Below are 21,390 nucleotides of genomic sequence, written 5' to 3'. Positions count from 1 at the left end.
GCTCCAGCCCGCGCGGCGACTGGCGCCGCCAGCGGCACCGCCGCCTTGCGCCGCACCGGGCGCGCGGGCCGTGTCGCGCGCACCAGGGCCTTCAGGTTGCGCTGGTACGCCCGCGTCAGCGCTGACAGGGAGAACAGGCGGGAGCGTGGGGCCATGGTGTGCTGGTGTGGGGGAATAGAAAAAAATGAAGGACGGCAAACAAACGGCGGTGGGGCGTGGCCAGTGCAGGCGGTGGGACGCCCCACGGAACAAGGGAAAACCCTAATCACCATAACAGCATCTGGCCTCCCGCGCACGAAACTCTCAATTTGATAGCTGGAACCCCTTGACCATCCAGCGTGGCGGGCCATTTCCTCGGACTTTCCAGAGCCCTTGGGCACCTTGCCGGCATCCACGCGGCAGGTGTCGCCCGATATATGGCGCAAATTGATCGAAACCTGTCCCATCGAGTTCGGACACATCCAGTACCCGCAGGCACCATGAGCGCTGCAAGATACCCGCTGCAGAAGCAGGCCTCTTGAGATTTGTCCGATAGTGATCGGCACCGCACCCTTGCCCGCCCGCTTCCACCCTGCCCATGCCACGAGGATCCACCGCCATGCGCGCCACCGTCTGTGAACTTCCCTGCCAACCCGCGCTGCTGGAGGCCGCCTGGGCCGCCCTGTGCGCGCACACCCGCGCCGAGCGGTCCGGGCTGGTGCTGCTGCCCGAGTTCGCGTTTGTCGAACCCCTGTGGGAGACCCTGCCCCCCGAACCCGCCCGCTGGGATGCCGCCGTGGCGCTGAGCGACGCCTGGCAAGCCCGCCTGCACGCGCTGGACACCGACTGGGTGGTGGGCGCCCGCCCGGTCACGGTGGGCGGACAGCGCTTCAACGAGGGCTTTGCCTGGTCGCGCCAGGGCGGCTACCTGCCGCTGCGGCGCAAGTTCCACCTGCCCGACGAACCCGGCGGCTGGGAGGCGCACTGGTTCGAGCGCGGCGACGCCGCCTTCCCCCGCCTGCAGGCCGGTGCGCTCGGCTTCGGGCTCAATATCTGCTCCGAACTCTGGGCACTGGACACCTACGGCGCCTATGCCGCGCTCGGCGGCGTGCAGGCCATCCTGTCGCCGCGTGCCACGGCGGCGGCCACCACCGCCAAATGGCTGGCGGTGGGCACCGTGGCCGCCGTGCGCACGGGGGCCTACAGCCTGTCGTCCAACCGCGTGGATGCCGCCGCCGGCACCTATGGCGGCGCGGGCTGGGCCATCAGCCCCGACGGCGCCCTGCTCGCGCGCACCACGCCCGCACAGCCCTTTTGCACCGTGGACCTGGACTTGCAGGCGGTCGCCGCCGCGCAGGACACCTACCCGCGCTACGTCTTTTCCACCCCCACGCCACCCCAGCCCGCCACCGCACCATGACCGAAGCCACCCTTGCCCCCCATCCGCTGAAGATCGCCATCCTCGTCTTCGACGACGTGGAGGCCCTCGACCTCGCGGGCCCCTACGAAGTGTTCACCACCGCCACCCGCATGCAGCAGCGCCTGCGGCCCGGCGCACCCGTGCCCTTTGCCGTGCAGTGCGTGGCGCGCGGCATGCAGCCGGTGCAGGCGCGCGCCGGCCTGCGGGTGCTGCCCGATGCCGACTTCGCCACCGCCGTGGCGCCGGACGTGCTCATCGTGCCCGGGGGCGTGGTCGATGCAGCCGCCGCCTGCGCCCAGACGCGCGCCTGGGTGGCCCGGGCCGCGCGCGGCGCGCGGGTCACGGCCTCGGTATGCACCGGCGCGTTCATCCTGGCGGCGGCCGGCGTGGTCACCGAAGGGCCCGTCACCACGCACTGGGAGGACATCGCGGACCTGCGCGCGCAGTTTCCCGCGCTCAACGTGCAGGAGAATGTGCGCTGGGTGGACCGGGGCGCGCTCGTCACGTCTGCGGGCATCAGCGCGGGCATCGACATGAGCCTGCATCTGGTCACACGCCTGGCGGGCTCGGCGCTCTCCCAGCGCACCGCCCGCCAGATGGACACGCCCTGGAATCCCGCGCCCTGAAGGCCGCCCGTGCCGCCCCTCCCCCTCTCCCGCCGGGGCCTGGCAAGGCCGGCTCCGGGGGCACGGGCCCCGGCCGTGCCGATTCTCAAGGCCGCGGACGAAGCAAGGAAACACTGATGCAGGACATGCCACCCGCCCCCATCCACGTCTATTTCGCGCTGCTGCCCGGCAGCCTGGTGCTGGACTGGGCAGGCCCCGCGGAGGCGCTGCGCATCGCCAACCAGACGCTGCGCGCACGGGGCCTGCCCGAGCGCTTCGTGCAGCACTTCGTGAGCCCCACGCCCGAGTCCATGACCTCCGTGGGCGTCGCGCTCACAGGCCTGGCGCCGTTGCCCGAGGTGCTGCCCAGCCCCGCCTGGGTGGTGCTGGTGGGCCTGCCGGGCCGGCGCATCGACGTAGGCCACGGCGAGGCCCAGGCGCTGCTGCACTGGCTGCGCGGCCTGCGCCCGGTGGCCGCGCAGCTCGAGCTGGTCACCGTGTGCGCCGGGGCGGTGCTCGCCGCGCATGCCGGCCTGCTCACCGGCCGGCGCGCCACCACGCACCACCTGCACCTCGACGAACTGGCCGAGGTGGACCCGCGCTGCGACGTGGCCGCCAACCGCGTGTTCGTGACCGACGGGCCCATCTACACCAGCGCGGGCGTCACCACCGGCATCGACCTGCTGCTGCACCGCATCTCGGACCTGTGCGGCCCCACCGTGGCCGTGCAGGTGGCGCAGGCCATGGTGATCGGGCTTCGCCGGGGCCCGGACGACCCGCAGTTCTCGCCCTTCCTGCACCACCGCAACCACCTGCACGCCGCGCTGCACCGCGTGCAGGACGCCGTGGGCCAGCAACCCCAGGCCGACTGGAGCGTGCCCGCCATGGCGGAGGTGGCGCACACCTCGCCCCGGCACCTCACAAGGCTGTTCCTGGAGCATGCGGGCATCGCGCCGCTGGCGTACCTGCGCCGCATCCGACTGGCCACAGCCGAAGCGGCCCTGCAGTCCGGGCGCAACGTCACCCAGGCCGCGCAGATGGCGGGCTTCAGCTCCGACACGCAGCTGCGCCGCGCCTGGCACCAGTTCGGCCGGGGCGGCACGCCGTCCCAGGGCACGGCGCGGCGGCCCCACTGAGAAGGAACACCCAGGAGACCACTGTGCGGCGTGGCGTGGCCAATCCACAAGGGCCCTGCCCCGGGCACACGGACACCGCCGTGCCCGAGTCCCCTCCCGAAGGCGCTGCAGGAGCGGGATGTGGTCCCGACGGTCCAGAGGCTCAGGGGTGCGGCGCCGCAGTCCTGTACTTGAGGCCTTTCTGGCCTCCAGCGCTTGATGGTAAAGCGCTGACAGCTATATAAATAATAGCAATCATCTTGCCCCGAGGGCTTCAGTACGCCTCGGGCACGTACATCGACGCGGGCACCGGCTGGCGCAGGTACTCGGGGTTGCGCACGCGGTCGGGCAGCACCACCGCCGGATGCGGCACCTCCTGGTAGGGCAGCTGCGACAGCAGGTGGGCGATGCAGTTCAGGCGCGCCTTTTTCTTGTCCACCGCCTGCACCACCCACCAGGGCGCCTCGGGGATGTGGGTGCGCTCCAGCATGGTTTCCTTGGCCTTGGTATAGGCCTCCCAGCGCACGCGGCTTTCCAGGTCCATGGGGCTGAGCTTCCACTGCTTGAGCGGGTCGTGGATGCGCCCGAGGAAGCGCAGGTGCTGCTCCTCGTCGGTGATCGAGAACCAGTACTTGACGAGCGTGATGCCCGAGCGCACCAGCATCTTCTCGAACTCGGGCACCGTGCGGAAGAATTCCTCGTATTCGTCGTCGGTGCAAAAGCCCATGACCCGCTCGACACCCGCGCGGTTGTACCAGCTGCGGTCGAACAGCACCATTTCGCCGGCGGCGGGCAGGTGCGCCACATAGCGCTGGAAGTACCACTGCGTGCGCTCGCGGTCGTTGGGCGCGGGCAGCGCGGCCACGCGGGCCACGCGCGGGTTCAGGCGCTGGGTGATGCGCTTGATCACGCCGCCCTTGCCCGCCGCGTCGCGCCCCTCGAACAGGATCACCACCTTCTGGCGGCTGTGCTGCACCCAGTCCTGCAGCTTGACGAGCTCGCCCTGCAGGCGGAACAGCTCCTTGAAGTAAAGCTGGCGCGCCAGCTTGTCCGTGGGCTGGGGCGCGCCGAGATCGTCCACGTTGCGGTCCTCGATCTCCAGCTCCAGCTCTTCGTCGTAGCTGTCGATCAGGTCGTTGGCGATGCGCTGCATCAAGTCCTGGGTGTCAAGGGTGTTCTGGTGAAACATGGGCAACCGATCCGTGCAGGCAAATAGACAGAGAGATGCGCCATCGTGGCGCCGGCAGGTGACAGTGTTGTGACATCGGCGTGATCTGTCACGGCACTGTCACGCCCGCGCGCCAACATGCGGCGGTGCCAGCCTGTCTCCCTCCTTTCCGCCGCGCGCCCTCTTTGCCGTGAATGCCCACCTGAACTACGGCAGCGATGCCGCCGGGCTGATCTGCGGCTATCTGCTGGATGCCGACGCACCCCCGCGCGAAGTCGATTCGGCGCAGGCCGCGCAGTGGCTGAGCGCGCTGCGGCATCCGCCAGCCACGGGCACCGCAGCGCCGCAAGCGGAGCACGCCACCACCTTCCTGTGGCTGCATTTCAACCTGAGCCACGCGCAGGCCGTGCGCTGGATGGAGCGGCACGCCGGCCTGCCCGAGGCCTTCTTCGATGCGCTCAAGGACCGCTCGGTATCGACGCGCATCGAGCGCGACGACGACACGCTGATCGCCGTCCTCAACGACGCGCACTTCGACTTCGCGTTCGAGCCCTCGGACATCGCCACGCTCTGGACCAGCGTGGCGCCGCGCCTGATGGTGACCGGGCGCACGCGGCCGCTGCGCTCGGTGGATGCGCTGCGCACGGCGGTGCGCAGCGGGCAGGCGCCGCGATCCAGCGTGGCCCTGCTGGCCGAACTGATGCGCACCCAGGCCTCGGGCCTGGTGGACATCGTGCGCGGGGTGACCCAGCGCATCGACGACGTGGAGGACGAGCTGCTGGCCGGCCGCCTGGACCACAAGCGCGCGCGGCTCGGGGTGCTGCGGCGCCTGCTCGTGCGCCTGCAGCGGCTGCTGGCCCCCGAGCCCGCCGCGCTGTTTCGCCTGCTGCAGCACCCGCCCGCATGGATGGGCGCGGACGATGCCCAGGAACTGCGCGACTCCACGGAGGAATTCTCGGTGGTGCTGCGCGACATGCAGGGCCTGCAGGAGCGCATCAAGCTGCTGCAGGAAGAGATCGCCGCCAACGTGCAGGAAGCCAACAGCCGCAGCCTCTTCGTGCTGACGGTGGTGACCGTGCTGGCCCTGCCCATCAACATCCTGGCGGGGCTGTTCGGCATGAACGTGGGCGGCGTGCCGCTGGCGGACAACGGGCACGGTTTCTGGATCATCGTGGCCGTGGTGGCCGCCTTCACGGCGGTGGCGGGCTGGCTGGCGCTGCGGGACACCCACGATCGGTAGGTGCGGGCCCGGGCATGTCTACAATCGCGCCCCTTGCCCTGCTCCCGGACCGCTTTCCACCATGAACATCGTCGTCAACGAAGAACTCAAAGCCTATATCGAACCCCTGACCCCCGACGAGCACGAGGCCCTGGAGCGCAGCATCCTGGCCGAGGGCTGCCGCGACGCGCTGGTGCTGTGGGGCGACGTGCTGGTGGACGGCCACAACCGCTACGGCATCTGCCAGAAGCACGGCCTGCCCTTCCAGACGGTGCAGAACCCGCGTTTCCAGTCGATGGAGGACGTGCACCTGTGGATGATCGACCAGCACCTGGGGCGCCGCAGCGTGTCGGACTTCCAGCGCGGTGTGCTGGCACTGCGCAAGCGCGAGATCATGGCCGAGCGCAAGGCGCGCGCCCCGGAGCCTTCGGAGTCACCCGACACCCTGGCCGCGGACGCCCCGGCGGCGCCCGAGGCCACTGCCGCCCTGCCCGCCCCCGATCCGCTGGCCAGCCGCGAGGCCATCGCCCGGGCCGCGCGGCTGAGCAGCAGCCAGGTGGTGATGATCGAGAAGATCCAGAAGCAGGCCGCCCCCGAGCTGGTGGCCGCCGTGAAGTCCGGCACCATTTCCATCAACGCCGCCGCCGCCGTGTCCACGCTGCCCGCCGAGGAGCAGGTGGCGGCCGTCGCCGCGGGCAAGGATGAGCTCAAGCAGGCCGCCAAGCGCGTGCGCGAACTCAACAAGCGCAAGCCGCGCGACGAAGCGCGTTCAGAGGAAGAAGAAAAGGAAGAAAAGGCCGCGCCACAGCCGGGCACGGGCGCCGAGGGAAGTGCCGACGAGCTGCAGGCCCTGCGCCACCGCGTGGCGGAACTCACCGCCGAGAACACCGAGCTGCGCCGGCAGCTGGCACAGCTACGGGCCGACCAGCCCGCGCACAGCGCGCCGTTCTAGCCGCGCAGTGCGTTGAGGCGGTCGGCAATCAGGTCGATGTCCAGACCGTCTTCGGCATGGGCCAGATAGGCCTGCAGGTCGGCCACGGCCTCGGCGGTATTGCCCCGCTCGGCATGGGCCAGCCCCCGGTCGCGCCGCTCGCCCCAGGCCTCGGGCAGCAGCACGATGAGCCGGTCGAGCACGGTGATCAGGCGCTGCCAGTCCTGCTGGGTGCGGTGCACCTCCTTGAGGTTGCGCAGCATGCGCGCGATGATGTCGCGCGGCGTGGCCGCCTGGAGGTACAGGCCCAGCGGCACATCGTAGTCGTCCACCAGGCCATTGCGTCGCTTGTAGGGCTCCAGCCGCTCGGCCAGTTCCTCGCGGCTGAGCGACTGGCCCGAGATCGGGTCGAGCACCACCTGCCCCTTGGGCAGCAGCACCTTGACCATGAAATGCCCGGGGAACGCGATGCCCCGCGCATGCAGGCCCAGACCCTGGGCCAGCTCCATCCACAGCACGGCCAGCGAAATCGGGATGCCCCGGCGCGTGCGCAGCACGGCGTTGAGGTAGCTGTTCTCGGGGTCGTAGTAGTTGTTGACGTTGCCGCCAAAACCCAGGTCGGCGAAGAAGAACTGGTTGAGGGTGCGCAGGCGCTGCAGCGCGGGCGCATCGGCGGGCAGGCGGCGCTTGATGCGGGCGAGCAGCTGGTCCATGTCGCCCAGCAACTGCTGCACATCCAGTTCCGGGTACTCGTCGTGGGCCAGGCTGGCCGCGGCCTCCAGCAGCGGAAAGTGGTCGTCGCTCTGCACCAGCGATGCAAAGTACTCCAGCGAGGTGGGCACGGAATAGCTCAGGGACATATGGCAGGGTTGTAAGTGCCGCGCCGGCCTGCGTCAAGCGACAGAAGGCACCGCTTGGCAGCACATTTGCGGCCTTTGCCGCCGTCAGCGCCGCAGCAGCTGGCGCAGCTTGAGGCCGGCCGCCCACAGCGCGCCGAAGTACAGCACGGCCGCCGCAGCCATGAGCCCGGCCAGCAGCCCTATGCGCCGAAGGGTCTGCCCCTTCATCGCCACCCAGTCGAAGTGCTGCGCGCCCCACGCCAGCAGCAGGGCCAGCAAGGCGCTCGCGGCGATCACCTGCAGGGCGAACTTGCCCCAGCCAGGCAAGGGCCGGTAGCTGCCGCGCCGCAGCAGGCCGATCAGCAGCCAGGCGGCATTGACGAGGGCCCCGATGCCGATGGTCAGCGTCAGGGCGGCGTGCTGCAGGTAGCGCACCAGCACCAGGTTCATCAGCTGCGTCAGCACCAGCACCGCCACCGCAATGAGCATGGGGGTGCGCATGTCGTGCTTGGCATAGAAACCGGGCGCCAGCACCTTGATGGCCACAATGCCCACCAGGCCCACGCCATAACCCGTGAGTGCCAGGGTGGTTTGGCGCACGTCCTGGTCACCAAAGGCCCCATAGTGGTACAGCACCGCCACCAGCGGCTCTGAAAAGACCAGCAAGGCCACCATGCAGGGCACCGACAGCAACACCACCAGGCGCAGCCCCCAGTCAAGCATGGCCGAGTACCTTTCGTCGTCCTGCTTGGCGCGGGCGCTGGCCAGCTGCGGCATCAGCACCACCCCCAGCGCCACGCCCAGCAGCGCGGTCGGCAGCTCCATCAGGCGGTCCGCGTAGGTGATCCAGCTCACGCTGCCGGTGGCCAGGTGCGAGGCGATCTGCGTGTTGATGAGCAGCGAGACCTGCGCCACGCTCACCCCCAACAGCGCGGGCAGCATCAGGCGGATCACCTTGCGCGTGGTGGGGTCCGACCAGGCGGCCCGGATCGCCGCCCAGCGCACCCCGATGCGCGGCAGCAGCCCCAGGCGCGCCAGCGCGGGCACCTGGATGGCCAGCTGCAGCAGCCCCCCCACCATGACCCCGGCGGCCTGCGCGTAGATGGGCTCGATGCCATGGCGGGCGAACCAGGGCGCCCCCAGGACGATGGAGAGAATGAGCGCGATGTTGAGCAGCACCGGCGACGCCGCGGGCACCGCGAACTTCTTCCAGGTATTGAGAATGCCCCCCGCCAGGGCCACCAGCGACATGAAGCCGATGTAGGGGAACATCCAGCGCGTCATGGTGACGGCGGCGTCAAAACCCTGGGGCGACTGCTGGAGCCCGCTGGCCATGCCCCACACCATCCAGGGGGCGCCCAGCACACCGGCAATACACAGCAGCACCAGCGTCCATGCGAGCAAGGTGCCCACATGGTTGATCAGCGCCCGGGCCCCTTCGTCGCCCTCCTGGGCACGGGTGGCGGACAGCACCGGCACGAACGCCTGGCTGAAGGCCCCTTCGCCGAGGACCCGGCGAAACAGGTTGGGAATGCGGAACGCCACATTGAAGGCGTCCGTCATGGCGCTGACCCCGAAGACCGAGGCCATGAGCAGCTCCCGCACCAGCCCGGTGATGCGGGAGACGAGGGTCAGGAGGGAGACGGTGGAGGCGGCTTTGAACAGTGACACCGCAAGAAGTGTAGCCCCCCTGTGCCGCTGCGCGCCGTCCCCCAGGAGCGTCTCCCAGGGAGGCCGCACCCGGTGGCCTGGCAGAGCCGTTTCCAAGGGTGCGCAGGCGATGGCAACGCGCCGGCAGCAGCCGCCGTGACCACGGTAGGTGGCTCTGGGCTATAATCGCGGGCTTTGCTGGCATCATCCTCAGACTCAAGGAATCAAAACCATGGCATCCGCTAAACCCAAGAAGAAGAACCCGCGCCTGGCGTCGGGCCGCAAGCGCGTCCGTCAGGACGTCAAGATCAACGCTGCGAACACCTCGCTGCGCTCCAAATACCGTACCGCTGTCAAGAACGTCGAAAAGGCTGTTCTGGCTGGCGACAAGACCAAGGCGACCGAACTGTTCGCCAAGATGCAGGCCGTGGTCGACACCGTGGCTGACAAGGGCATCTTCCACAAGAACAAGGCTGCTCGCGACAAGAGCCGTCTGTCCGCCAAGGTGAAAGCCCTGGCCCTGGCCGCCTGACCCACTTCAGGCAAACAGCCCGAACGGCATCCGCCGTTCGCCGTTTGTAACGGGTGCGCTGCCAGCAAACGAACAAACCGCCTTCGGGCGGTTTTTTCGTTTCTGGATGCAAATGGCGCGCCCCGTCTCTTTACGATAAATTATTGAAGAACCATAATTATTGGAATTTCATAAAAACCAATAAACCATGACCTTCCGGCGAACCGCCCTCGCGCAGGAGATGGCCACGCAATTGCTGCGGCCCTCGTTTCTCGACACGTCGCTGCGCTCGGGCCTGTTCCTGGCGGGGCAGCGGCGCGTGGGCAAGACCACCTTCCTGGCCACCGACCTGATCCCCGCGCTGGAGGCCCTGGGCGCCATCGTGGTCTATGTGGACCTGTGGAGCCAGCCCCAGGCCAACCCGGCCGACCTGGTGCACGAGGCGATCCGCAAGGCCTTGAAGGAGCTCCAGACGCCGGGCTCGGCCATCCTCAGGCGGCTCAAGGATGTCTCCAGCATCGATGCCGGCGCGGCGGGGTTCAAGTTCGGGTTCAAGCTCTCCGATGTGGGCAAGGAAAAAGGTGTGAGCCTGGCCCAGGCGTTCAAGGAACTGATCGACCAGGCCCGCACGGACGTGGTGCTCATCATCGACGAGGTCCAGCACGCCCTGGGCAGCGCCGACGGCGACAACATGCTGCACGCGCTCAAGGCCGCGCGCGACGCCATCAACACCCGCCCCGGCACGCCCGGCTATTTCCTGTTCCTGGGCACGGGCTCCCACCGCGCGCGGGTGCAGGAGCTCACGCTCAAGGGCAACCAGGCGTTCAACGGCGCGGTGACCAACGAGTTTCCGGTGCTGGGCCGGGACTTCATCGACTACGTGCTGGAGCAGGTCCGCCCCCAGCTCGGGCCCATGCTCCCGGCCCCGGATGTCGCGGAGGCGGCCTTCAAAAGCATGGGGAGCCGGCCCGAGGAGCTGATGAAGGCCCTGAACATCCTGCGCAGCCTGCCGCCGGACGCGCGGCCCGACGAACATCTGCCGACCATCGCCCAATCGCTGGGCGCGGCCGCGGCCGACGTCGAACTGCAGAAGGTGGAAGCCATGGGCCCTCTGGCCGAGGCCGTGTTCTCGCGCATCTGCAGCATCGGTGGCGACGTCAAGGGCGTGTTCACCGCCGACGCCCTCAAGGCCTACGCAGCGCAGATTGGCCGCGAGGCCACGGCCCAGGAGGTACAGGGCGTGATCGGGATGATGACCTCGGCCAACCTGCTCATGCGCGTCCGGCACGGGCACTACGGGGTGACGGACCCGTTCGTGGAGAAGGCCTGGATGGCCAGGCTGCGGTCGGACCAGCTCCTGCGCGCCAGCCCCGCACCGGATCCTGACCACGGCGCAGCGTGATCGCAAAACACTGAACGGCGGTGGAACCGGGGCCCCGGAAGTGGCCGGCCACGCCACGAAAGACGCTCCGCACCCACCGGCGCACCGGGGGAAAGGTCAAGGCCTGGCGGAAGGCGCCGGGGGCGGGTCTGGCAACAGGCAGGCTTCGGCCACCTGCAGATTGTTGTCCCGTGCGAAGTTGATGACGAAGTCCCAGGCCATGGGTTCGTGGTCGCGCAGGTCGCGGTGCACCACCACGCACTTCACCCCGTTGAGCGTGGTCGGAATGCACCAGGGCGAGTAACTCAGATGGCTGCCGGGCCGCGCTCCGCCCGGGCGAAAACTGCTCATCACCCCGGCCAGCCGCTCGGCCCAATCACTGGGGCGAAAGGTCTTCCCGTCATGGGTAATGCCCTGGATGAAGACTTCTTTGGAGGTGGGGGAAACCATCGGGATTGGAGTGGTAGTGGGGCGCGGCCAAGGCAGGATCACTGCATGCTGCACCGCAACGCGCATTCTAACTCTTATATAAGAGCTGGGACCCTAATCCACATGCTGGACTCCGGATCAGGCCCCGAAACAGCGTGGGCCGCGCCGCATTGCAGTAATGCGCAATCGTCAACAGCCATTCATCGTGCTCCCCCTAGAATCGTGCTTCGCTTTCTCGGGCTTCGATCCCTCAAGGGCAGCCCATCACCGTACCGTCAGGAGATTTCTGCATGACCGCCACCACCCCGGCAGCTTCGCCCCACGTGATGAACACCTATGGCCGCGTACCCATCGCGCTGGCCCGTGGCCAGGGCAGCCGAGTCTGGGACGTGAACGGCAAGGAATACCTGGACGGCCTGGGCGGCATCGCCGTGAACACCCTGGGCCACAACCACGCCAAGCTCGTGCCCGCGCTGCAGGACCAGATCACCAAGCTGATCCACACCTCCAACTACTACCACGTGCCGCTGCAGGAACAGCTCGCGGCCAAGCTGGTGGAGCTGTCGGGCATGCAGAACGTGTTCTTCTGCAACTCGGGCCTGGAGGCCAATGAGGCGGCCCTGAAGATCGCCCGCAAGTTCGGCGTGGACAAGGGCATCGCCAAGCCCGAGATCGTGGTGTACGAGAAGGCCTTCCACGGCCGCTCCATCGCCACCATGTCGGCCACGGGCAACCCCAAGATCTACAGCGGCTTCGGCCCGCTGGTGGAAGGCTTCATCCGCGTGCCGCTGAACGACATCGAAGCCATCAGGAAGGCCACCGAAGGCAACCCCAACGTGGTGGCCGTGTTCTTCGAGACCATCCAGGGCGAAGGCGGCATCAACCCGATGCGCATCGAATACCTGCAGCAGCTGCGCAAGCTGTGCGACGAGCGTGGCTGGCTCATGATGATCGACGAAGTGCAGTGCGGCATGGGCCGCACCGGCAAGTGGTTCGCCCACCAATGGGCGGGCATCGTGCCCGACGTGATGCCCCTGGCCAAGGGCCTGGGCTCGGGCGTGCCGATCGGCGCGGTGGCGGCCGGCCCCAAGGCCGCCAACGTGCTGCAGCCCGGCAACCACGGCACCACCTTCGGCGGCAACCCGCTGGCGATGCGCGCCGGGGTCGAGACCATCCGCATCATGGAAGAGGACGGCCTGCTGCACAACGCCGTCACCGTGGGCGACCACCTGCGCGCGGCGCTGCAGCGCGAGCTGGGCAGCCTGCCCGGCGTGAAGGAGATTCGCGGCCAGGGCCTGATGCTGGGCATCGAGCTTGCCAAGCCCTGCGGCGCGCTGATTGGCCGCGCGGCCGAGGCGGGCCTGCTGCTGTCGGTCACGGCCGACAGCGTGATCCGCCTGGTGCCGCCGCTGATCCTCACCACCGCCGAGGCCGACGAGATCGTCGCCAAGCTGACCCCGCTGGTCAAGGCCATCCTGGCCGAATAGGCCCGCCGCGATACATTGCATCCATGAAACATTACCTGCAGTTCAACGACCTCACCGCCGACGAATACGCCTACCTGTTCGAGCGCGCCGCGCTCATCAAGAAGAAATTCAAGGCCTACGAAAAGCACCACCCGCTGGTGGATCGCACGCTGGCCATGATCTTCGAGAAGGCCAGCACGCGCACGCGCGTGAGCTTCGAGGCCGGCATGTACCAGCTGGGCGGCTCCGTGGTGCACCTGACCACGGGCGACAGCCAGCTGGGCCGCGCCGAGCCCATCGAGGACAGCGCCAAGGTCATCAGCCGCATGGTCGACCTGGTGATGATCCGCACCTACGAGCAGGCCAAGATCGAGCGCTTTGCCGCCAACTCGCGCGTGCCGGTCATCAATGGCCTGACCAACGAATACCACCCCTGCCAGATCCTGGCCGACATCTTCACCTTCATCGAGCACCGCGGCGCCATCAAGGGCAAGACCGTGGCCTGGGTGGGTGATGGCAACAACATGGCCAACACCTGGCTGCAGGCGGCATCGCTGCTGGGCTTCAAGGTGCACGTGAGCACGCCGCGCGGCTACGAAGTGGACGAGAAACTGGCCGCTGGCGCCCGCGGGATCAGCGCTGGCAGCTATCAATTCTTTAGCAACCCGCTCGAAGCCTGCCAGGGCGCCGACCTGGTGACCACCGACGTGTGGACCAGCATGGGCTACGAGGCCGAGAACGAAGAGCGCAAGAAAGCCTTCGCCGACTGGTGCGTGGACGCCGAAATGATGGCCGCCGCCAAGCCGGACGCCCTGTTCATGCACTGCCTGCCCGCCCACCGGGGCGAAGAAGTCGAAGCGGACGTGATCGACGGGCCGCAGTCCGTGGTGTGGGACGAGGCAGAAAACAGGATGCACGTGCAAAAGGCACTCATGGAGTACCTTTTGCTCGGCCGCGTGGCCTGATCCACTTCTCCACCATGCCCTGGCGCCGCCAGCCCGTCCATGGCGCCGAACTGCAGGCGCACTGGAACGCGCTGGGCCAGTCGCTGGGCCGCGACATCCCCGCCTGGCGCGCCGAGGGCCGGCGCCTCATCCTGGGCTGGGCCCACTGGCCCCGCGCGTACCACGACACCACGCACCTGTGGGCCTGCCTGCGGCACCTGCAGGCCGTGCAGGACCAGCAGCCCGGTGCCCTGCAAGACCCCCATGCCACCGCCCTCGCCCTGTGGTTCCATGACGCGATCTATTGGCCGTGGAGCAAGCACAACGAGGAGCGCAGTGCCGACGGGGCCATGTGCTTCCTGCGCAGCCAGAACCTGCCCGAGCCCATGGTCCTGCGCGTGCACCAGCACATCCTCGACACCCGCCACAACCCCGGCGCGCTGGCCGGTGATGCGCAATGGGTTGTCGACATCGACCTGGCCATCCTCGGCCAGAGCGATGCGGTCTACCGCCAGTTCGAGCGCAACGTGCGGCGTGAGTACTTCTTCGTGCGCTGGCCACGGTATGCAGCGGGGCGCAGCGCGGTGCTACAGGGGTTTCTGGAGCGGCCGCGCATTTACGGCACCGAATGGTTCCAGACACGCTATGAGGTGCAGGCCCGCAGCAACCTGGCCCATGCGCTGCACGCCTTGAAGGACGGCCGTCTGTACGCCTGAGGGGTGCAGCGACGGCACAGACCTCGCACCCGCCACCCCCCACATTCACGCTCCGCGCGTTAGTCGCAGGGCTGAAAGCGCTTGCACTCCGGGGTCAACTGGATCGAGGTCAGGGTGTTCTCGCCGTCCATGTGGCGCGCCGTGAACTTGACCCATGAGCCCTCCGGGATACCAGTCAGCAGCGCCCGATCGCTCACCTTGAACCTCTGCGTCGTGAAAGGGAGCTTCGTGCTTGGCAGCAGCTTCAGGCGCACATACAGCCGATTTCCATCTTCTTGCTGAACCGAAACCAGGCGCGCCCGGGTGAACACCGGTTCAGTGGGAGCGCTTGCTCCGGGTGCTGTCGCAGGTGCCATCGGGGTTGCGCCCGCCGGCAAAACCAAAGAGGCCAGCGATGACCATGCAATGAAGACCACGCACCGAGCCCATGGCCTCCAGCCCAGGCGTCCTGCAGCCTTCAAAACTGCGTCCCCACGGTGAGGTATGCGCGCGGTGTCCACTGCATGCTGCTGGTGCTCACAACCGGTACAACGCCCGATGCGTCGACGCGATCCCGGCGGAAATGGGCATCACCCACGTTGTAGACCCCCAACCGCCAGTAACCCAGCCCGCGTACCAGCTGACCCACATACAGATCCAGCATGGCGCTTGCGCGATTCTGCCCGGTCAACGTCCCGTTGATGTCCTGGTCGGCCGGCCCCGTCATCGACAGCGTGGCTCCGCCATACCAGCCGCCATTGCGCGGCATGGGTTTTGCCGCTGTCAGCGTGGCCACATAGCGTGCCTGCCCAGGAATGCGCCGTCCTTCGTTGGGCCCGCTGGTCATGCGTGACTGCAGCGCACTGGCATTGGCCGACAGCGTCCATTCGCTCCCCAGGCCCACCCAGCCCAACCCCGTGCGGGCATCGGCCTCCAGGCCCCACACGATGGCGTCTCCCACATTCCCACGTTGCTCCACCCAGCGTGCACCGATCAACTGCAGTGTGGGCGCCAGAACGTCGCTCATCCGGCGCACGAACAGGTTCACGCCCGCGTGGCCCGTGGCAAGACGCCGCTCAAAACCGGTGTCCAGTGTCCAGGCCACCTGGGGACGCAAGTTCGGATTGCCAATGGTGTCAGGATTGTTCAGGCTGTTGCTGCCCTGGCTGGGGATGGCGCGGTCCACCAGATCCCACACGCGCGGCAACTGGGTGACGCGCGCGAGATTCACGCGCCACTGCAGGTCCTCGGACAAGGGCGTGCGTGTATGCAGTGATGGCTGCAGGATGCTCCACTGCTTGCTGCCCGTCACTGCAGAGCTTCCACCGCTCAGCTCCACGCGCTCGCCGCGCAGGCCCAGCGTGAGCGTGGTGGTCGCGGGCAGCTCCCATTCGTTCTGCCCCCAGACCACCCACCGGCGAATGCCGGCATCCAGACCCGAGTTCACCGGCAGGTCGCCACTCGCCGTCGTGTTGACAAAAAGTTTGCGGTCTTCCAGCTGCGCCCCGGCGCTCCACAGCAGTGCGTCGGCCGTACCCGTGAGCTTGGTGCTGAGGTTCCAGACGTCTTCACGCCGGTCGTCCACAAAGCTATAGCTGTCCGTGACTGCAGCACCGCCAACGCCGATGTTGCGCAGCAAGTCGCCCCTGCGGTCCACGGTGTCGCTGGCACGGCTCGCTGACAACGTCGTTTCGAGCTTGCTGGCCGCAAAGCGGTGCGTCCAGTCGGCTGCGGCCTGCAGATAGCGCCGGTCGTAGTTGTGCGCTTCATGCGAACGCGCCGCATACGTACCATCGCCGCTGCCCACGCTGTCCGCGGTACCGCCAAAATCGGCCTTGCTGAGCGTGGCACGCAGCGTCAGCTGATCCGCAGCACCGATCTTTCCGCTGACACGCGGCACCAGTGCGTAGTCGGTGCGCTTGTAGCGGGCACTGGTATCGGACTGTGCGACCTCCGCACCGCCGACCTGCGTGCTGCGGTGGGTGTCCGAGCCCAGCAACAAACCCGTCGCAGAGGCCGCGACGAAATAGGACCACGGCTCCCTGTTCTCCGCCTCGAGCACCTCCTCGGCGCCATCGGAGCCTTGGGCGCCCTTAGCAGGCTTCACAGCGCCGCCCAAAGGCCCCGTGCGCGAAAAGAACGCCTGGCCCGCATTGCGTCCCCACACGTGGTTGTCGGTGAGGCGCAGCACCGTCTCGCGCTTCACAGTGGCCTGGCGCAACACGATGTTGAGCGTGCCGCCCGTGGCGCCCGAAAACTCTGCGCTGGGTGCGCGCACCACCTCAATGCGTTCGATCAGTTCGGGCGGCAGCTGGTCAATGGGCAGCTGCGTGCGCTTGCCACCCACGCGCTGGCCGTCGATCAGCAACTGCGTGGCGCCGCGCTCCATGCCGCGCATGCGGATCTCGACACTGCCATCGGCAGATGGCACTACCTGCACGCCTGGCAACTGGCGCAGCACATCGGCCACCGAGAACGCACCCATTTGCTCGATGTCGGCGCGGTCCACCACGACCAGCGAACCGGCGGCAAAAAAACGCTGCTCCAGCGAGCGGCGCGCGGTCACCGTGACGCCATCGAGCTGCGGCGTTGATGCCCCGGCCCCCGCTCCCTCGGGCGACGCTTGGGCCCATGCGGCGCCACCCGCCAGGCACGCCGCCCAGACGACGACACGGTGGGTGTGTGTTTTTCTCATAGACATCCTCTCTGCCAAGGATTGTCTGGGGACAAGGCTTAAGCGCAGCCTAAGACCAGCACGTTCTGCCCCATGGCGTCGCGGAACTGCTGTATTCCTGCGACAGGCAAATTGCGGCGCCAGCGCACGTTGCGCCTATACCTCGGGTACCACTAGCGGTTTTCGGTAGATCGTGTGGCGCTTGACCGTGTGGAACCCGCAGTCCTCATACACCCGGTTGGCGCCCGTCAGGTTTTCGCCGTCCACCACCAACGCCGACTCCGAAATGCCCTCCTGCGCCAGCAGGCGCAGGCTGCGGGCAATCAGCGCTCTGGCAAGGCCACGGCCACGCCAGCGGCGACCCACGCTGATGAACTCGGTGTAGCCCCGTCGCCTGGACAGATGGCGGTTTTCGTCCTCGTTGATATACGTGCGGACCTGGCCTGCGACCTCTTCGCCGTTCCATGCCACCTGCCAGCGTGCGGGCCGGAAAACTCTGCTGCCCAGCCACGCGTCGTAGTCCTGAGGCGTGGGCGGCGCCATCCCCCAATGGTCCTCAAATGCGGTGTGGTGCGCATCCCAGATGGTGAGGTAGTGCTCGGGCAACACGGGCCGCAGTTCCAGCCCTTCGGGCATGGGAAAGTCGGGCACAGCATGCAGCTGCGTCTGCAGCATTTCGAAGAAATACCGCATAGGCGCATAGCCGCTGGCCTGCAGCAGCCTGGCGCGCGCATCTTCACCTTGTTGCACATACGCATGGTGCACATGCGGGCCGCCCGGCTGCTGCGCTGCCACGGTGTGGTGCCGCTGCTCGATCCAGCCCTGCAGCAGACGGCCAATGCCGCGTCCGCGCCAACGCCCTGGCACAAAGCCAATTTGCGAGTGAAGCGTCAACCCGTCGGCCTGCGTGAATCGCCAGCAACGGCCATAGCCCACCAGTTCACCGTCCAGCTCGGCCATCACCGCGTCCTGATACGGATCGCACTGGGTGAACGCGGCGTAGTCGCGCGCCAGGTCTTCGGGTGCACGCCGTGCGAGCACCCCGTCGGCATCAAAGCTGGCGTTGGCTACCTCGGCCATGCCCGGGAAGTCCGATGGGCCGCGAAGGGGCCGCAGCACCAGCCGTGAAGGTGCCGATAGCCCCATCATCGATTTGTCCTCACCCACAAGGGCATCCTCCCCAGCTTCTTTCATTCATTCTTCTCTCTCAAACGTCGGTGAGCAAGCCATGTTGCGCTGCGCGCGCTGCCATTGTGCAAACCGCTGCCTTAACGTCAGCCAAAGGCGGACCTTCTGGCTCCGCCCAGCAGGCACCGCACCCGCCACAATCTCCCATGCACATCCTGCTCATCGAAGACGACCTCGACCTGGGCCGCGCGCTGCAGTCCGCGCTCAAGGTCGAGGGCCTGACCAGCGAATGGCTGCGCCGCGCCGTGGATGCGCCGGCCACGGTGGACGCAAACACCATCGACTGCGTGCTGCTGGACCTGACCCTGCCCGACGGCAGCGGGTTCGACCTGCTCGCCCGCTGGCGCGCGCAGGGCCAGCAGGTGCCCATCATCGTGATCACCGCGCGCTCGGCGGTCGAGGACCGGCTGACGGGGCTGGACGGCGGCGCGGACGACTTCGTGATCAAGCCCTTCGCCACGGCCGAGCTGATGTCGCGCATCCGTGCGGTGCTGCGCCGCAGCGCGCGGCAGGCCAGCGAGCGCTGGGTGCTGGGCGAGCTGGTGGTCGAGCCCCGGCGCCACCAGGCGCGGCGCGGCGGCGAGCCGCTGGATCTGTCGCCGCGCGAGTTCCAGCTGCTGCTGGAGCTGGCGCGCGAGCCCGGCGCCGTGGTGCCCAAGGGCGTGCTCGCCCAGCGGCTGGACCCGCTGGGCGAGCCGGTGGATTTCGGCGCCATCGAAGTGCACGTGTCCAACCTGCGCCGCAAGATCGGGCCGGAGCTGATCCGCACCGTGCGCGGGGTGGGCTATCTGCTGCAGGCATGACCCGCCCCATCTCCCTTCCCCGCAAGCTGCACACCGCCTGGACCAGGCTGGCGGAGCCCACGCTGGTGCGCCGCAGCGTGATCTCGGTCATGGTGGCCTTCGTCCTGGTGTGGGTTGTCCTGCTCGGCTACAACTACGTCAACTACAAGCAGGCCATCACCTATGACCCGGGCCTGCAGAAGTATGGCGACGCGGTGCTGGACTCGCTGGCTCACCTCACGGACCGTTCGCAAGCCTCCGCCGCTCTGGCCTCGACCGACCACTGGACCAACATCCGCCGCCGCCAGATCGGCCTGCTGCCCGGCACATTGCTGCATGAACTGAAAGACGCCGCCACCGGCCAGCCGGTATTCGCATCGCCCGGACTGCAACCGTTGACGCCGCCGCCCGCCACGCCAGAAGCGGTGGGCGTGATCACGGAGGCCCGTCTGGGCGGCACCGTCTACCGCATCTACACGGGCCACAACGCGCGCTGGGCCTTGCGGGTGATCGAGCCCAAACGCACGGACTCCAACTTCCTGCAGTACAACGGCCGTGCGCTGGTGCCCTATCTGCTGCTGGCCTCGCCCTTCGTGCTGCTGCCCGTCTGGCTGTCGGTGCGCAATGGCCTGCGCCCCCTGCAGCAACTCGCCCGGCGCATCGCACAGCGCAACACCGACGACCTGAAGCCCGTGGGCTTCAACGCGCGGCACCGCGAGCTCAAGCCGCTGGAACAGTCGCTGGACCACCTCTTCGCCCAGCTGCGCCAGAAGGTCGAGCGCGAGCGGGCCTTCGTGCAGGATGCCGCGCACGAGATCCGCACGCCGCTGGCCGTGATCACGGCGCAGGCCCATGTGATGGCGCGCTCGCAGAGCGAGGACGAACGCACGCAGGCCCAGGCGCACCTGGAGCAGGCCATTGCCCGCACCTCGCACCTGGCGCAGCAGCTGCTGGACCTGGCCGCGCTCGACGAGGCGCAGCGCCCCGCACCGCGCGACCTGGACGTGGCGCAGTGGCTGCGCGCCGCGCTCGCACAGGCCGCGCCGCAGGCGATGGCGCGGCAGATCGAGCTGTCGCTGGACGCGCCCGACAGCCTGCCCGCGCGGCTCGACCTGCCCGCCTTCGAATCCATCGCGCACAACCTCATCGACAACGCCGTGCGCTATGCCGAGTCGGGCGGCAGCGTGTCGCTCACCCTGCGCGAGGAAGCCGGCGAACTCCACCTGGCGGTGCAGGACGACGGGCCGGGCATTCCCGCCGCCGAGCGCAGCCGGGTGTTCGAGCGTTTCTACCGGGGCCTGGGGCATGCCGCCAACGGCTCGGGGCTGGGCCTGGCCATCGTGCGGCAGGCCGTGCTGCGCATGGGCGGGCAGGTGCGGCTGGGGGACGGCCTGAATGGCCGGGGCGTGGGCTTTTTCGTCGGCATTCCCCTCCCGCGCGCTGCCTGACAGGTCCTTCCTGGGCCGCCCCGCCAGGCGCATCCGGCCGCCTGCGGCATCTGCGCAGGGCGCCCGTCGCCCTGCCGGGGGGTTCCAGGCCAGAGACCGCGCCAGCCACCGGGCGCGCACGCGGCACGGGCTGCCGCCGCTGGCGGCAGGGCCGATCTTCCAGGCCTGCCACGCAGATCGTTTAGGCTTCAACAAAATGCGAAAGGTGTTGGAAATAACCGACACCATGGTTTTTGCGGGACATGCAAACTTTGTCCCATGCCAACCAGCCCCTCTTCTTCCACAGCCCGCAGGCTCTGGGACATTTCGCCGCCCGTGCACGCGGGCAGCCCCGTGTTCCCGGGCGACACGGCCTACAGCCAGCAGTGGTGCGCCGCCATCGGGCCCGGCTGCCCGGTGAACGTGAGCGCCATCACGCTGTCGCCCCACGTGGGCGCGCATGCCGATGCGCCCCTGCACTACGACGAGCATGGCGCCAGCATCGGCGACGTGCCGCTCGACGCCTTCCTGGGCCCCTGCCGCGTGATCCACGCCATCGCGCGCGGGCCGCTCATCACCTGGGACCACATCGCGCACGCGATGGACGCCACCCTGCCCCAGCGCGTGCTGGTGCGCACCTACGAACACATGCCGGTGGACCGCTGGGATGGCGCGCTGGCGGCCTATGCCCCCGGCACCATCGAGCGCCTGGCCGACCTGGGCGTGCTGCTGGTGGGCATCGACACCGCCAGCATCGACCCGGCGGACAGCAAGACGCTCGACAGCCACCAGGTCATTCGCCACCGCGGCCTGCGCGTGCTCGAAAACCTGGTGCTCGACGAGGTGCCCGAAGGCGACTACGAGCTCATCGCCCTGCCTCTCAGGCTCGCCACCGCCGACGCATCGCCGGTGCGCGCCGTGCTGCGGCGGCTGGCCTGAACCATCGCATTTTCAAACCTTTTTGGCC

20 protein-coding genes are annotated in these 21,390 nt (G+C 68.2%); 13 read left to right on the top strand and 7 right to left on the bottom strand.

The window, feature by feature from the left end:
- Positions 1-598: 598 nt before the first annotated feature.
- The 3 genes from AC07PV_RS24430 to AC07PV_RS24420 all read left to right on the top strand — a co-directional run bounded on the left by AC07PV_RS24430 (position 599) and on the right by AC07PV_RS24420 (position 3,140).
- Entirely contained in the window at positions 599-1,399 is an 801-nt protein-coding gene (locus tag AC07PV_RS24430) for a carbon-nitrogen hydrolase family protein (protein ID WP_218293685.1), read from the top strand.
- On the top strand, positions 1,396-2,025 hold the full coding sequence (locus AC07PV_RS24425; protein ID WP_218341854.1) for a DJ-1/PfpI family protein: 630 nt from the start codon (positions 1,396-1,398) through the stop codon (positions 2,023-2,025). The genes AC07PV_RS24430 and AC07PV_RS24425 overlap by 4 nt, the downstream gene beginning before the upstream one ends.
- 116 nt (positions 2,026-2,141) lie before the next feature.
- A complete protein-coding gene (locus tag AC07PV_RS24420) occupies positions 2,142-3,140 on the top strand; it encodes a GlxA family transcriptional regulator (RefSeq protein ID WP_494631553.1) in 999 nt (332 codons plus the stop codon).
- Between the two features lie 253 nt (positions 3,141-3,393).
- Here AC07PV_RS24420 and ppk2 read toward each other — a convergent pair whose 3' ends face one another.
- The gene (gene ppk2, locus AC07PV_RS24415; protein WP_218341856.1) at positions 3,394-4,308 is read right to left on the bottom strand and encodes a polyphosphate kinase 2; all 915 of its coding nucleotides are present in this window, start codon (positions 4,306-4,308) and stop codon (positions 3,394-3,396) included.
- A gap of 169 nt (positions 4,309-4,477) precedes the next feature.
- Here ppk2 and AC07PV_RS24410 point away from each other — a divergent pair, with 169 nt between their 5' ends.
- Together AC07PV_RS24410 and AC07PV_RS24405 are read left to right on the top strand one after the other, a co-directional pair.
- Positions 4,478-5,527, top strand: coding sequence for a transporter (locus AC07PV_RS24410; RefSeq protein WP_494631552.1), 1,050 nt, complete (start codon positions 4,478-4,480; stop codon positions 5,525-5,527).
- A gap of 61 nt (positions 5,528-5,588) precedes the next feature.
- A complete protein-coding gene (locus AC07PV_RS24405) occupies positions 5,589-6,458 on the top strand; it encodes a plasmid replication/partition related protein (protein WP_218341858.1) in 870 nt (289 codons plus the stop codon).
- Here the strand turns inward: AC07PV_RS24405 and AC07PV_RS24400 are convergent.
- Positions 6,455-7,297: a SirB1 family protein gene (locus AC07PV_RS24400; RefSeq protein ID WP_218293679.1), complete on the bottom strand. Its 843-nt coding sequence runs from the start codon at positions 7,295-7,297 to the stop codon at positions 6,455-6,457. The two genes, AC07PV_RS24405 and AC07PV_RS24400, sit on opposite strands and share 4 nt — an antisense overlap.
- A gap of 84 nt (positions 7,298-7,381) precedes the next feature.
- Entirely contained in the window at positions 7,382-8,947 is a 1,566-nt protein-coding gene (gene murJ / locus AC07PV_RS24395) for a murein biosynthesis integral membrane protein MurJ (protein ID WP_218293678.1), read from the bottom strand.
- 211 nt (positions 8,948-9,158) lie between these two features.
- Between murJ and rpsT the strand changes: the two genes are divergently transcribed.
- Entirely contained in the window at positions 9,159-9,458 is a 300-nt protein-coding gene (rpsT, locus tag AC07PV_RS24390) for a 30S ribosomal protein S20 (RefSeq protein ID WP_218293677.1), read from the top strand.
- Positions 9,459-9,645: 187 nt separating this feature from the next.
- Complete coding sequence (locus AC07PV_RS24385) at positions 9,646-10,839, top strand: AAA family ATPase (RefSeq protein ID WP_218293676.1); 1,194 nt, start codon at positions 9,646-9,648, stop codon at positions 10,837-10,839.
- A 96-nt stretch (positions 10,840-10,935) separates the two neighbouring features.
- Here the strand turns inward: AC07PV_RS24385 and AC07PV_RS24380 are convergent, their stop codons facing one another.
- Positions 10,936-11,268: a DUF3579 domain-containing protein gene (locus AC07PV_RS24380; RefSeq protein ID WP_218293675.1), complete on the bottom strand. Its 333-nt coding sequence runs from the start codon at positions 11,266-11,268 to the stop codon at positions 10,936-10,938.
- Positions 11,269-11,537: 269 nt separating this feature from the next.
- On the opposite strand from AC07PV_RS24380, the gene AC07PV_RS24375 reads away from it, so the two are divergent.
- The 3 genes from AC07PV_RS24375 to AC07PV_RS24365 are packed head-to-tail and all read left to right on the top strand — an operon-like array spanning position 11,538 to position 14,373.
- Positions 11,538-12,734 (top strand): aspartate aminotransferase family protein, encoded by a 1,197-nt coding sequence (locus AC07PV_RS24375; protein WP_494631551.1) that lies wholly within the window; start codon positions 11,538-11,540, stop codon positions 12,732-12,734.
- Positions 12,735-12,757: 23 nt separating this feature from the next.
- On the top strand, positions 12,758-13,678 hold the full coding sequence (gene argF, locus AC07PV_RS24370) for an ornithine carbamoyltransferase (RefSeq protein ID WP_494631550.1): 921 nt from the start codon (positions 12,758-12,760) through the stop codon (positions 13,676-13,678).
- A 14-nt stretch (positions 13,679-13,692) separates the two neighbouring features.
- On the top strand, positions 13,693-14,373 hold the full coding sequence (locus AC07PV_RS24365; RefSeq protein ID WP_494631548.1) for an HD domain-containing protein: 681 nt from the start codon (positions 13,693-13,695) through the stop codon (positions 14,371-14,373).
- A gap of 59 nt (positions 14,374-14,432) precedes the next feature.
- On the opposite strand, the gene AC07PV_RS24360 is transcribed toward AC07PV_RS24365, so the two are convergent.
- The 3 genes from AC07PV_RS24360 to AC07PV_RS24350 form a co-directional block, all read right to left on the bottom strand.
- Positions 14,433-14,789: a copper-binding protein gene (locus AC07PV_RS24360; protein ID WP_494631547.1), complete on the bottom strand. Its 357-nt coding sequence runs from the start codon at positions 14,787-14,789 to the stop codon at positions 14,433-14,435.
- A gap of 41 nt (positions 14,790-14,830) precedes the next feature.
- A complete protein-coding gene (locus AC07PV_RS24355) occupies positions 14,831-17,047 on the bottom strand; it encodes a TonB-dependent receptor plug domain-containing protein (RefSeq protein WP_494631546.1) in 2,217 nt (738 codons plus the stop codon).
- Between the two features lie 135 nt (positions 17,048-17,182).
- Complete coding sequence (locus AC07PV_RS24350) at positions 17,183-18,106, bottom strand: GNAT family N-acetyltransferase (protein ID WP_494631544.1); 924 nt, start codon at positions 18,104-18,106, stop codon at positions 17,183-17,185.
- A 254-nt stretch (positions 18,107-18,360) separates the two neighbouring features.
- On the opposite strand from AC07PV_RS24350, the gene AC07PV_RS24345 reads away from it, so the two are divergent.
- The 3 genes from AC07PV_RS24345 to kynB all read left to right on the top strand — a co-directional run bounded on the left by AC07PV_RS24345 (position 18,361) and on the right by kynB (position 21,362).
- Positions 18,361-19,017: a response regulator gene (locus AC07PV_RS24345; protein ID WP_492245821.1), complete on the top strand. Its 657-nt coding sequence runs from the start codon at positions 18,361-18,363 to the stop codon at positions 19,015-19,017.
- Positions 19,014-20,444: a sensor histidine kinase gene (locus tag AC07PV_RS24340; RefSeq protein ID WP_492245822.1), complete on the top strand. Its 1,431-nt coding sequence runs from the start codon at positions 19,014-19,016 to the stop codon at positions 20,442-20,444. The genes AC07PV_RS24345 and AC07PV_RS24340 overlap by 4 nt, the downstream gene beginning before the upstream one ends.
- A 258-nt stretch (positions 20,445-20,702) precedes the next feature.
- Positions 20,703-21,362 carry an arylformamidase gene (gene kynB / locus AC07PV_RS24335; protein ID WP_494631543.1) on the top strand — a complete coding sequence of 220 codons (660 nt, stop codon included), beginning with the start codon at positions 20,703-20,705 and terminating at the stop codon, positions 21,360-21,362.
- Positions 21,363-21,390 lie beyond the last annotated feature (28 nt).

This window comes from Acidovorax sp. GW821-FHT09A11 (assembly GCF_059418365.1).
The sequence above is the reverse complement of the archived record's forward strand: the minus strand, read 5'-3'. Positions and strand labels throughout refer to the sequence as shown.